Source organism: Acinetobacter sp., assembly GCF_041919735.1.
Lineage (GTDB): Bacteria > Pseudomonadota > Gammaproteobacteria > Pseudomonadales > Moraxellaceae > Acinetobacter.
This window is the reverse complement of record NZ_JAYRTF010000002.1, coordinates 157,468-169,995: the sequence shown is the minus strand read 5'-3', so window position 1 is coordinate 169,995 and position 12,528 is coordinate 157,468. Positions and strand designations below refer to the sequence as shown.

Below are 12,528 nucleotides of genomic sequence, written 5' to 3'. Positions count from 1 at the left end.
TCAATTCCTTTTGCCGTCTCAGATTTCAGCCTGCAATTTGCGCATATTGACCGCTATGAAAGACCAATGGCTTCACTCCATCTTGCTGCTGAAGATTTGTCACCAGTCCAACAAATAGTGTGTGATCCCCGCATGGATATGCGAATTGCAGTTTTGTCACGACTTGAACAACAGCATCTTTAATCACTGGAAAGCCATCAATATATTCAAACTCGGGCGTAAAGCCTTCATTCCGCTTTCCGGCAAAATGATTGCTGATCTGCAGCTGATCTTCATTCAGAATACTGATACCAAAGCACTCACCAAGAGTAATTTTTTCATGCGATGCCGCTTTATTATCTACCGACACCAGCACCATAGCCGGCTCAAGTGAGCCAGACATAAAAGCGTTAGCTGTCATGGCATGCGGCTGCCCTTCATGGCAAGATGAAATTACAACGACACCTGTAGCAAACTTGCCCATCGCATTACGAAATTCACGCGTAGTGAAGTCTACTTCCGTCTGATTCGCCTTCATGATGCTCACCATTTCACCTAATGTGGTTACCTGTAAATTTGCAACTGTCATTTTCTATATCCTTATATTGACCAATGATTTAAATCATTTGCGTTTCAAAATACTCACATCATCCGGATTAATCAGGTCAGGTACTGTCCAACCATTGATGTCATATTCATCCATCGCTTTCTGCGCAAAGTCCTTGCAAAAATCGAGCAGACCAGTGCCTTGCGCGGCAAAGAGATTGGTCTGGCGTGTCACATCATTGCTGCCAATATAGTTAATTTCATACAGTTCATGACGGGCGCCAAACTCTGTACCAATGGCATCCCAAAGCATTTTCATGACCTTGACACGTTCAATGGCATCCTTACCATTTGAACCGCGGACATAGGTATCCAGATAACCGCGAATCTGCGGGTTTTTGAAATCGTCAGCATGTGAGTTCAGATAAATCAAACCACTCGCAACAATCTGCTCAATGATGTTTTTAATTTTTGGCATAGCCAGCTGGTTCATCACCCGGTAAGCGCCCGCATGATGCGGATCCGGACGAATCATGCCATTCCACGGCTTAGCGCTTTTTGCCATAGCATCTGAGAGAGCCCAGAACGTATTACGCCATGCGATCACTTCACCCATTTGAGACATCACGCCATGGAATTTTTCTGCACCGGTAATTTCAAGCGCTTTGGCCAATGTGCCCACCAAGAAATCCAGCTTCACGGCAAAACGGGTACAGCCATGCAAGGATGCACGTTCCAAATAGCCTGAACCAATATTGTAGGCATTCGCTTGTTTTAAATCGTTATGGATGAATACGTCTTCCCATGGAATAAATACATTGTCCATCACCAAAATGGCATCATTTTCATCCAGACGGCTTGAAAGCGGATAATCAAACGGACTGCCGAGTACAGCAGCACGGTATTCGTTGGACATGCGGCACAGCAGTTTCACGCCTGGCGCATTGGTTGGCATAATAAACACAGGAGAAAATGCCGGATCCTGAATCGCCACCTGCCCCACATGACCGATGAAAGTGTAATGTGTCAATGCAGAACCCGTGGCAACTACTTTTGCACCGGAAACATAGATCCCTTTATCATCTTCCTTGACGACACGTACGAAAACATCTTTTCCAGCATCAGCGCCTAAATCGCGATCCACCGGCGGGTTCATAATTGCGTGGTTAATAAACCATGTTTTTTCCTGAGCTTTACGGTACCAGCGGCGGGCATTTTCTTCATAGCCCTTATAGAATTCCGCATTTGCACCCAGTGTTCCCAAGAAGCAGCCTTTATAATCTGGCGAACGCCCCATCCAACCCCACGAAATGCGTTGCCATTCTGCAATAGCATCACGGGAAGCCACTTGCTCTTCGACATTATTGGCTGCACGGAAGAAGCGGTGGGTAAAACCGCCCCACTCTGTTGGCACAGTTAAAATATCTTTAGTTTCAGGTGCATGCAGCGCATCGTACATGCGTGCAATCATGCGTGCTGAATTACGGAATGCAGGATGATCAGCAATGTTTTCCACACGCTCGCCATAAATCCACACTTCACGTCCATCATTAAGGCTTTCCAGATACTCTTTCCCTGTAAATGGAATATAATCTTTGTTTACTGCAACGTTTTCAGTATCCACTTTACTGTTCATTTTCCACATCCTTATTTGCATGATTTATAGCGTAATCTTTACGCTTTCCTTTCGGTTCAAAATGAGATTAACAAGCTTATTTATACTCGTCCAATCATGAATTCAGCCGATATATATAACCATTTAGTTATGAATAAGCAGTATTGATCCATAAAAAAAGCCACGTTAATCCTACCGTGGCTTTTTAGTGGAAAATAAATTTTATTTAGAGTTTATTCCGCTGCATCCAATGCAACATCGGCTTGAACAAAATGAGTCGCTGTTCCTTCAGGCATAAGTTTTCTCAATACAGGATAAAACAAGAGTGACAGAGCCAGACTTACAAAAAAGCCCAGTTCAAATATTTTAGTTGCAATGAGAACAATCCCTATGCCGGAAGTTATAATTAATGTCAGAACACCCGCCCAATTGCAGCTTTCGACCTTTGCCGTCTGCAATGAAAACTGTCCTTTTCTGACAAAGTAATAATCTGCCAGCATAATGCCGCACAGGCTCATGGTCATACACCCCAGATAAGACAGCCATGCGACAAACTGCCCCAAAATACCGCCGCCGATCATCATCAGGGCAAAAATATTGCCCAGCACAACCATAAATGCCCGTCCAGGTTTTTTGCCTGTGAGCGCATCAAGCAGATTAACCAATGCCAGTGAACCCGAATAAGCGTTGACCGCCTGAGCTTTAGCCTGCGCCGCATAAATGGTGATAAATCCCACCCAGCCTGCAAGCACGACAAAAAATGCACCGGTATTGCTCATGGCAAAACCGCCTGCTGCTTCTGCTGCCTGCTGAGGGGACATGCCAGCATTACGCTGCATCAGATAGTCTGCCACTTCCGGCACACCGCCAATAATAACCAGCCCTCCCAGCACGATCATCAGCAAGTTTTGCGTGATGGGACCAGCCATCGCCAGCACTTTAACATCCTGCGTATTGCGGCAATAACGCGCAAAGTCTGTCGTCACAAGCGAAATGGTGCCGGCCGTTGCTCCCATCAGTACAAGTGCTGTGCTGAGTTTGGCCCAGAAACCGCCTGGAATAACCCCTGTTGAGTTGAAAACCTGCATAGGGTCCATTCCGCGGACGCCGTAAATCTGATAAATCATATAGAAAGTGACTGCCAGAGTAATCACAATCATAAACTTCGAAGCTTTCAGTGCAATCTGAAGTCCAAAAATCGCCAGCAAAATCCATGCAAGCGTCAATAGGCCATACAGTGCAATTCTGACAGAAAGAGTGTCCTGCAAATTGAACATCAGCAATGTTCCTTCATAAAGCAATGCGCTTTCAAGTGCCAGAAAACCCAAAATCATGAATGCAAAAATAGCTGCTCCAAGAGATGATCCTTTGACACCAAAACCGAAAAAACGTGAGGTCACTGTACTGGACATACCTGTCTGAAATGTCATTTTCCCAAGAAAATAACTGAGCGTAAAACCAATAATAGTGGCTATGAAACCTGCCAGCAGCCCTGTCCAGAAACCGGCAAGCAAAACGGTAAATCCTCCAATGGCAAAAATAACCAGCGCTGTAGCCACCCCAACCGGGCTCATGGCCAGCTTGAACCCGCTCTGACGTTCTTCCATTGGCACACTGACCAGTGCATGATCTTCCACTGCATTCGCAATGGCTGATCCTGTCTGATTCATTCTCTGTGAACTGACTTCATGTGTATTCATCATCGTCCCTTTTATGCAGATATGGGTACACCAATCCTATGGTGATCATTTATGAACAGGGTTCTGCCCTGTTTACCTGCTACTATTTTTTGAACGAATGAGGCTTGAAGTCTAATCATGTTTCTAACGGGATTAATAACCAAATGGATATATATTCCCTAAAAGATATGAGGAACAGTATGAATACAGCAGCTTGGAGTTATATTGATGGGATTCTGAACTTAAAACAAAACAGAACTGATGCTTTTTCTAAACCTGCCCAGAAGCTGGCAAGACGACAGTGCTCCCAATTATAAAACTATGAATTTTGATGTATGAGAGCAAGTTTAAAGTTATCTTGCACAGCAGTGGAATCCTGAGAAAATTGCCTCACATATCCCTGTCAGCATGCATCCAATACCGTTTTATCAAACTGGATAAAATAAAAGGAAGTAGTTTTTATTCAAATGTACGTTTTAGAAATCAGCGCAAAAGAAAGTATAGACAACCGCGGTAAACTCAATAACCGTAAAAGTATTCATAACGAACCTTAAATCATTGAGCAGTAATCATGTTTTTATGATTTAGATATAAATGCGGTCAGCAAAAAAATCATGACCGTCCTTGATTTCAATCACAGGCCAACAATCAGGTTCTCTATGACTTAAAATGCACCACTCGCAAGAGCTGCGATGCGCATAAAGCCCCTGTTTATTTCTGTAACCAATCAAAGAGAAGCAACAAAGAATTACTACCGGTAAAGGCAAAGCATTTGGCTTGCATACACTAGTTTCCGCTGCGTTAGAAATTGCATTCTGAACTGCTGACCTGCACAGTGCATGGCAAAGAAGGTCGAATGAGAGTGTCAATAGCTTGATCAGGCGACAACTAGAAAAGAAAGAATATTCAGAGGCTTATATTCCATGAATCAGCTATCGATTAAATCATCGCAAAAAACGTAGATTTAAAAGCCTGAGTCAGGTGGGCTTTGTTGCACAAACCTAGCTTAGAAGACTTATTCAGCAATATAATTTTCACATGAAGAAGCCTACACCTAAAATCTACCACACAACCAATTGGTCCGCTTATAACCGAGCATTAATAAATCGAGGAAATATTTCAATCTGGTTTGATCCTAAGACCCAATGGTATGTACAACCACAAGGCAAGCACGGACGAAATCAAACTTATTCTAACGCAGCCATCCAATGCTGTTTGATGATCAAAGCACTATTTCGTCTTTCTTTACGTATGGTCACAGGCTTTGTTCAATGTCTAATTAATCTGAGTGTTCTGGATTGGACTGCTCCAGATTACTCCACCCTTTACAGACGACAAAAGCATATTGATATTACGATTAGCTATCAAAAAAGCAGTGATGGACTGCATCTACTTGTAGACTCAACTGGTCTAAAGTTTTTAGGCGAAAGTGAATGGAAACGCAAGAAACATCAGCCTGAATATCGTCGGCAATGGTGTAAACTGCATATTGGTATAGATGCTAAAACCTTGCAAATACGAGCTGTGCAGCTCACAACAAATAATGTCAGTGACTCGCAAGCCTTGAGTGATCTGCTGAATCAAATCTCATCTGATGAACGCATTGATTCTGTCTATACCGATGGAGCATATGACACGAAATTGTGTAGACAAGTGATTTCAGATTGTCATGCACATGCCGTAATTCCACCCAGAAAAAATGCAAAGCCTTGGAAAGATAAGAAATTGGGGTCTTTAGAAAGAAATAAATTATTGAAAACAGTCAAACATCTAGGAAGAACGCTTTGGAAAAAGTGGTCTGGTTATCATCGGCGTAGTTTGGTCAAAACCAAGATGCATTGCATCAAATTATTGGGCGATAAACTCAGTGCAAGGAGTTTTGACAGTCAGGTCAATGAAATCCATGCACGTATAGCCGTGTTAAATAAGTTCACAGAATTAGGCCGCCCTCATACCCAAGTTGTCACTTAAATTTGAGCAACTTAAGAAAGCTCTATCTTTAAAATCTTTATGCAACAAAGCCCTTTTGCCATAATTTAGAGGGAATACAAGGAACTAAAACAATATAAAAAATGAGAAAAATAAAACTTAGGAGAGCGGATAAATAGATATTTTCAGTTTTTGCAAAGGGCAAATAATCAGGTAAAACCCAAGAGATTCATAGACTATAGCCATAAGCTGTCAGGCAGATATAAAAAATTTCTTGAATAGATAACCATTCTGGTTTCTGTTTAGCCATTAACCTTATCTTTCGTCACATATCAGGAAGTGAGGAAGTATCTGTACAGCGACAGATACTTCTTGGGTGAGTATTAATAATTAATGGTATAGCTCAGGCCAAAAGTACGACCCTCAGCAGGAATTGCTAATAGTGAATTAGCATTGGTTACTGCTGCTTGCTGTGCAAATACATTTTTATACTGCTTGTCCCAGACATTATAGACACCAAAATCGACACGGCCTTTCGCTACAGGGAAATGGGCCAAGACATCCATAGTGGTATAACCTTTAATCTCTGCCGCACTATTACCATCAGTTAAACCTGCGGCTTTTAATGCCTGGTCATCTTTGTAAGCTTCATCTGTGCCTTTAATGGCTTGCATTTGTGCACGTACGCCATAACCTTCTTCATTATTCCACTCAGCAAACAGAGTGCCTTTCACTGGGGAAACAGAAAAAGCATTCAGTTCATGCCAGTGATCAGCGGCATCTTTATACTGTCCGCGGGTATAACCCAAGGTGCCACCGACCTTGTAGTTTTCCATAAATGGGTAGCTTACAGTCGCTTCTGCCCCATAAATGCGTTGATCGGTATCCACCACATTTACTGAACGGTCTGCGTTGAACTGTACAACTTTATCAGAGGTGTTATAGAAACCCGTTAGACCAAAGTTTAAGCCGTCGTCCTGATTTAATCGCCAACCCAATTCATAGCTGTTGACCGTGATCGGTGCAATACCTGAAGTCGTTAAGGTATAGGCAGCTACATCACGCAGCACCCGTTGTACATCGGGATAACTATAACCTTGTGAGAAGTTGGCATAAACTTGCTGCGCGTCTGTTAAATCATAAACTGCACCTAAATTGAATAGGAACTTATCAGAATCGGTAGAGTCAGCCGCCATTAAAGTAATCGGATTACGTGCGGTTAAATAACTGTCAGTGTCTGCCTGAACATATTGATAACGCACACCGGCCTGAATATTTAAACGATCCGTAAGTGCATAATCCCCTTGTAAAAATGTTCCAATATTCTGGATTTCTGTGTCCGGTCCAGAACCTTGTTTTTCACCTGTAGGTGTATAGTCCAGACCATTATTACTTGGCGTATAAAAATCAGCCCACTGATGATCTTTTTCCCAATCATAATCCAGGCCATAAGTCAGCTTTAAATCTCGGTCTGCCACCTGCAGATCAGATTGAACGGTAGAGCGAATCCCTGCATAGTCTACATTGGACTGGCTTTGCTTCACATTCACGCCATCTTTTGAATAACCATAGGGTACAAAACGCGCTTTTTCATTCCGGTAATAGGCTTCAACATTCAAAATTTGCCCCAGGAAATCCTGGTTTTGATACTGAGTATTAAACGCATAGCGTTCTGTAAAGGGTTGTTTATCCAAGCTCCAGCCTTTAATGGCTTTATAAGAAGGCTGAGTCCCGGTTTGCAGATAAGAATAGTCCGGGCCATATTCGGTATCCTGTTCATCTTTATAATATTGTGTGCCAAAACTTAAGCTTTGCTTGTCGGTTAAATTAAAGTTTAAACGACCATTTACATCGATGGTATCGGTATCCATGGTGCTGCCCTGCCATGGGCTTAAGGAAATACGGTCGCCGTTACCATCAAACTGCGAACCACGGCTGGTATAATCTACACCTAAAAAACCATCCATTTTGTCATTATTAAATGAAGCAGTTTGCCCCACTTGATAAGCCAAACTATCCCCCCGGAAATTATCCGCCGATGTTAGGCCTAACTTGGTTTGAAAGCTGACCGGTTTCGATTTATCGGCACGCTTGGTAATGATATTAATAATACCGCCTGTTGCACCTGAACCATAAATACTGGTCGCACCCGAAACCACTTCAATGTGATCAATCATATTCGGGCTAATACTGTTGAGCTGACGCGCCACATCACGGGAACCCGTTTGCGACACACCGTCAATCAGCACCAGTACATTACGTCCACGCATGGTCTGACCATAATTACTGGTGGTTCCACTGCTTGGTGCCAATGAAGGTACAAGCTGCGCCAAAACATCTGCGACTTTTCGACCCGCTCCGGCCTGTTGAGCAATTTCTTCACCCTGAATGGTTTGCACAGTTCCCGCAACTTCAGCAATTGTTTTAGGTGTACGGGTTGCTGTTACCACAATAGGAGAAAGCTTCATTGTTTTCTCTGAACTTTCCAGCTGCTTTGATGCAGGAACAGACTCATCTGCATACAAATGTGAAGAAATAGCTACACTAAGAAAACACAGACTGAATTGAGTTAGTCGCATTTTTTATGCCTTTAGACGAACATGAATGTTGGTGCAAATAATAATCATTATTATTTTCATTGTAAAACTTTTGTTTAAGTATTTAATGATTTTTATGGTGATTGATGAATTGTTTAGATAAATAAGCTTGAGTTCTATCATTCGGATGTAGAAAAGCATGTTTAAAATGTCCTCAAGAAAAGGACATTAAAAAACGTGAATGAAGACTTACTTATTTGAATGGAGAGTATTTTCCACATTTTTGATAAAAATTTTCTCTAAAACAATGATATAAAATGGCTGTTTTTTCTGGCATCTGGATTTTTTGCTGTGCTTCAAATGCAATTTCTTCGGCCACATATTCATAAGATTTCACATTTTCATCCGGCTCTCCGACAATTTTTTCTGCGGGTGAATGTTCAAAAATGAAATAACACATCATGCGCATCACGGCTTTAAAATGCCCTTTTCCAACCACATATTTTTCACCCAGCAGAATATGCCAGCCTAAATCATTTTCTAATGCAGGATAATACAAAGATAAGCGATCCCGCTTGGCTTCATAAATCTCGAGATAGCCAACATCCTGCCCTGCGATCTGAATGATATACAGCCGTTGATGGTCATCTACCCGCATTTTTTCGAAATAGACAGCCAGTTCCGGTTCTGGCTTATTCAGTTGCCATTGTGGAATGACATGCGGCTCATGCATCCATTTATATAGCAATGGAAAGTCATCTGGAAAGCTTAGGGCACGCAGAGCATAGCTGATCCCATTTTCTCGATAATTAAAGTGATTCAGTAAACGGGAGGATAAGGTTTTCATTTGATTCTTTCTCTTTCTGAATCATCTGCGTAATTTAACAAGTGATAATAATTTTCAGGAGGATGCTGTTTAAAAAATTGATCCCGTTTTTGTTGTTCGACCAATTCCATATGTTGAAATTGCGCCACATATTTTTCTGCTATGTCTGGCTTTAAAATAAACACGCCATCTGCATCCCCGACCATAAGGTCTCCAGTGGAAATGACGGAATCAAAATAATGAATGTCCTGATCAAAATCGACCCAACTTTCCCCTTCGGCCCGGGTAGTTAAACAACTGACTGTCTGGGCAAAAACCGGCACCTTCATAGCGCGTAAGGCACCAATATCGGTAACTGCACCCAGCACCACAATTGCAGCCAGTTGATGGTAAATGGCGGCTCGATGGCGTTGTTCTCCCCAACAAGCGCGATCTCCGATTTTTCGTGCATCGATCACCAAGACATCGCCCGCCTGGCTGGCTAAAAGTGCCTCGCGAATCTGTTTAGCGTTAACAGAATTTAAAGTCACTGTTCTGACGGTACCGACGACATGCCGAACCGGATTTACAGCATGAATTCCGGGTAAATAACCGATATCCAAAACATGGCCAATGGTTGAACTGGCAATCGTGGAATAGGATTTTAATAAAGGATTTAATGGGTCTGACATGAACTTTGCTCTGTTTCTTGAGGCTTTTTTGCTAAAGGACAGCTGCCGCAATATTCACTTTCAGCCTCAGGAAGTTGAAAATAAAAACAGCATTTTTTACGCCGATAAGTTCCAGAACTAGCTTGGCGGCTGTGTTGCAAGAGTAAAAATGGATTGTGTTTTAAGCCAAAATGCTCGGCCGCCAAATCGACTAAAAATTGACGTTGCTTGTGAATCTTGCGGGTGTCGTTGGGATTTTTGCGCTGCATAAGGTCATAGAACTGTAAAATACGCAGTGCGGTATTTTCCCACAGCAAAAATCGTTGTACTTTTGCAACCTTACTGATCACCTCAAAAACCTGATTGAGATCATGAAAAATTCTTAAAATAAATACTTCATAATCAGAATCTTGAGTGCCTAATGCGGTTGCAGTTAAAAATGATGGTTTAAAATTTAAATGCCGGTCCCAATCCCAGGTCGGTGCCATTTTCACTGAAAGTGCAGACAATTCCCAAGATAAATGAACCTGTTCAGTGAGCAAGGCATATAAATACGGAAATAACAGTGGAACTGCCCAATATTTCATAAACATTGATCCTGAACAGGTCAAATTGACTGCCTGAATACGCGTCTGAAATTCGCTGAGCACTGCTGCACATTGCTTTGGCTCTAATAAATCTGCAAAGCTCAATGCATTTTGCCCATGTAAATTGATCTGAATATTAAGTTTTTCAGCCAAAATCAGTTTGACCTGGGACAATCCCAGAGCTTCCAATTGCAGTTCTGGTTCAACATTCACGACAGGGATATGGGAACGCACGTTTTAGAGACCTGCTTTATTCAATGTAGTCAAAAGTGCGGGACTTTTTGAAAATATTACAGGTTTTGCCTATACTGCTGGGCATACTCCCCACCCGATTCTTCTGCTCCAGCAAGGGGCGAATCAACTGCTTATACGGCCACTGTTCTTTTTCAAATAGAAGATGCTGCAACTTGGCTCGTGCCTGCTCCTCCAAAGGCACCTCATTTAAGACCAGTTGTAACTGCTGGGCCAAAACTTGCCAGAGCTGATGTTCATCTATCTGATAATATTCAGCAACCGATTCTAAAATACTGGCCAGATTGACTTGTATGCCCAGTGTTTGCAGATATAAAACCAAGTCCTCAATAGAATCGTGATACAGCGTGATTCTAAAATCATGCGGGCTTAAATAGGATGGGTCTTCCAGGCCGTGCTGTAACAGCCAGGGTAAATAGATCCGCACTGAATCATGATCACGCAGCATAAAGCCTGAAAATTGCCCTTGATTAAGCACGATACAGATATTTTGACCATGAATTTCGCCCATTAAACCCAGGCGGAATAAGCGTAAATTGACCTCAAAAAAATCCCGACACAAGGCTTTAAATACGTTAATTACATTGGCGTGGTTAGACTCAATCTTTTGGGCGTTGAGAATCAGCTCAAAGGGATAGATTTCTCCTTCAATGCAGTGCCCTAAACTGGCCATTGGCATAATCTGGTAAGGCTGTTGCAACAATTCGGCAGGAATACGGCGCCGTTGAGCCGCCAAATGCATCGGTCGCTGTTCAAATAAAGTAAGATTATCGGGAGTTAAATTTTCACTTTGATACGGTAAATACCCCCACCACTGATTTTCATCACATAACCACAAGCGTTTTTTCAGTACTTCATCTTTTTGTTTGGCGACTTGTAAAAGTTTCTGGTTTTTCTGCCCATTGATCATTTTCACAATCGGCAAAAACCGCAGTGAGCCCAAAGAGTTTACTGCCAATGGCAGTTTTAAACTGTCCTGTGTTTTTGATGCGGACAGCAAACTTCTTAAGGAAGAACTGGCATACATTTCACTGGACTGAAATTGCAAAGGAACAATAATTTGATCAGTAAGTTCTTGTTTAAATTGATCTGTCAGTACATGCTCAAACTGCCAAGCATGCATGGGTAAAACCAGATAGTCATCACTGATTCCTTTTTCACTTAGCTCCTGCTGTAACTGTAAATTTTCTCTGCTGCTTAAGAAAATTTTGGCCGGTTGATGGATTTTAAGTTGGCTTACATCCTGTCCAAAGACCAGTTTTTCTTTTTTGATTGCCACCCAATTCAAAGTGATGGGCTGTGAAAACTCAGGACTGAATCGCTGATATTCGTCATTCGAAAAGCCCTCTTTGAGCTTGGCGAGTGGATGATAAGGACGGTCTCGAAGAGCAGCATATTGTTCTAGCTGAATAAACAATTCAGCTGGTTGATCTAATAGCCATGTTTCGGGACGTATTTGATGATGGGCACTGAGTTGGCTTTGAATTAGGGCTGACGCCAACTCGGCTCTCAATCTGGCTAACTTCGCCGGCTCACAATCTGCAAAATATTCTAAGCGCTGCATGGCATCAAATAGTTCCAAGGCATTGCAGAGGCGAGATTGAAAATCTTGATCCGTCTGCACCGCTACCTGAAAACGGCGGGCCAAGGGCTGGATTTGCCAATCCTGTTTAATGGCTTTACGCACAGGCAGAAGGATAAATTCGGATAAATGCGAATTGAACAGCACAGCAAAATAACTTTGATTTTCATAGGCTTCAAACAATAAATCAAAACCCTGTCCGAAACGGGCTTTTAATCGGGTTTTAGCCTGTTGCCGAGTTAAAATGGCCTGCACAGGAATATAGCCTTCTACCAAAAAACTATTCACCAGATCCACCAGGACCATTTGCGTGCCCACAACAGGTGAAAACAACTTCATATTCATC

Annotated in this window: 9 protein-coding genes; 1 reads left to right on the top strand and 8 read right to left on the bottom strand. The window is 42.3% G+C overall.

What is annotated here, in order from left to right; genetic code table 11:
* Window positions 1-25: 25 nt before the first annotated feature.
* From ACE3T3_RS01905 to ACE3T3_RS01895, 3 genes are all read right to left on the bottom strand, one after another.
* Window positions 26-568: a flavin reductase family protein gene (locus ACE3T3_RS01905; RefSeq protein ID WP_374663505.1), complete on the bottom strand. Its 543-nt coding sequence runs from the start codon at window positions 566-568 to the stop codon at window positions 26-28.
* Between the two features lie 33 nt (window positions 569-601).
* Window positions 602-2,161, bottom strand: coding sequence for a 4-hydroxyphenylacetate 3-hydroxylase N-terminal domain-containing protein (locus ACE3T3_RS01900; RefSeq protein ID WP_374663503.1), 1,560 nt, complete (start codon window positions 2,159-2,161; stop codon window positions 602-604).
* A 212-nt stretch (window positions 2,162-2,373) separates the two neighbouring features.
* A complete protein-coding gene (locus tag ACE3T3_RS01895; protein WP_374663501.1) occupies window positions 2,374-3,840 on the bottom strand; it encodes a cytosine permease in 1,467 nt (488 codons plus the stop codon).
* A gap of 1,017 nt (window positions 3,841-4,857) precedes the next feature.
* On the opposite strand from ACE3T3_RS01895, the gene ACE3T3_RS01890 reads away from it, so the two are divergent.
* Entirely contained in the window at window positions 4,858-5,790 is a 933-nt protein-coding gene (locus ACE3T3_RS01890; protein WP_374663499.1) for an IS5 family transposase, read from the top strand.
* A 341-nt stretch (window positions 5,791-6,131) separates the two neighbouring features.
* On the opposite strand, the gene ACE3T3_RS01885 is transcribed toward ACE3T3_RS01890, so the two are convergent.
* The 5 genes from ACE3T3_RS01885 to ACE3T3_RS01865 all read right to left on the bottom strand — a co-directional run bounded on the left by ACE3T3_RS01885 (window position 6,132) and on the right by ACE3T3_RS01865 (window position 12,527).
* Window positions 6,132-8,327: a TonB-dependent receptor gene (locus ACE3T3_RS01885; RefSeq protein ID WP_374663497.1), complete on the bottom strand. Its 2,196-nt coding sequence runs from the start codon at window positions 8,325-8,327 to the stop codon at window positions 6,132-6,134.
* 211 nt (window positions 8,328-8,538) lie between these two features.
* On the bottom strand, window positions 8,539-9,132 hold the full coding sequence (locus ACE3T3_RS01880) for a GNAT family N-acetyltransferase (protein ID WP_374663495.1): 594 nt from the start codon (window positions 9,130-9,132) through the stop codon (window positions 8,539-8,541).
* Window positions 9,129-9,782: an RraA family protein gene (locus ACE3T3_RS01875; RefSeq protein ID WP_374663493.1), complete on the bottom strand. Its 654-nt coding sequence runs from the start codon at window positions 9,780-9,782 to the stop codon at window positions 9,129-9,131. The genes ACE3T3_RS01880 and ACE3T3_RS01875 overlap by 4 nt, the downstream gene beginning before the upstream one ends.
* Window positions 9,767-10,582, bottom strand: a complete 816-nt coding sequence (locus tag ACE3T3_RS01870) for a (2Fe-2S)-binding protein (protein ID WP_374663491.1) — start codon at window positions 10,580-10,582, stop codon at window positions 9,767-9,769. Before ACE3T3_RS01870 ends, ACE3T3_RS01875 begins: the two co-directional genes overlap by 16 nt.
* 16 nt (window positions 10,583-10,598) lie before the next feature.
* Window positions 10,599-12,527, bottom strand: a complete 1,929-nt coding sequence (locus ACE3T3_RS01865; protein WP_374663489.1) for an IucA/IucC family siderophore biosynthesis protein — start codon at window positions 12,525-12,527, stop codon at window positions 10,599-10,601.
* Between the last annotated feature and the right edge of the window lies 1 nt (window position 12,528).

Coding starts and splice junctions, on each gene's coding strand:
- ACE3T3_RS01905 (WP_374663505.1), bottom strand. CDS start 568: ATGACAGTTGCAAATTTACAGGTAACCACATTAGGTGAAATGGTGAGC.
- ACE3T3_RS01900 (WP_374663503.1), bottom strand. CDS start 2,161: ATGAACAGTAAAGTGGATACTGAAAACGTTGCAGTAAACAAAGATTAT.
- ACE3T3_RS01895 (WP_374663501.1), bottom strand. CDS start 3,840: ATGAATACACATGAAGTCAGTTCACAGAGAATGAATCAGACAGGATCA.
- ACE3T3_RS01890 (WP_374663499.1), top strand. CDS start 4,858: ATGAAGAAGCCTACACCTAAAATCTACCACACAACCAATTGGTCCGCT.
- ACE3T3_RS01885 (WP_374663497.1), bottom strand. CDS start 8,327: ATGCGACTAACTCAATTCAGTCTGTGTTTTCTTAGTGTAGCTATTTCT.
- ACE3T3_RS01880 (WP_374663495.1), bottom strand. CDS start 9,132: ATGAAAACCTTATCCTCCCGTTTACTGAATCACTTTAATTATCGAGAA.
- ACE3T3_RS01875 (WP_374663493.1), bottom strand. CDS start 9,782: ATGTCAGACCCATTAAATCCTTTATTAAAATCCTATTCCACGATTGCC.
- ACE3T3_RS01865 (WP_374663489.1), bottom strand. CDS start 12,527: ATGAATATGAAGTTGTTTTCACCTGTTGTGGGCACGCAAATGGTCCTG.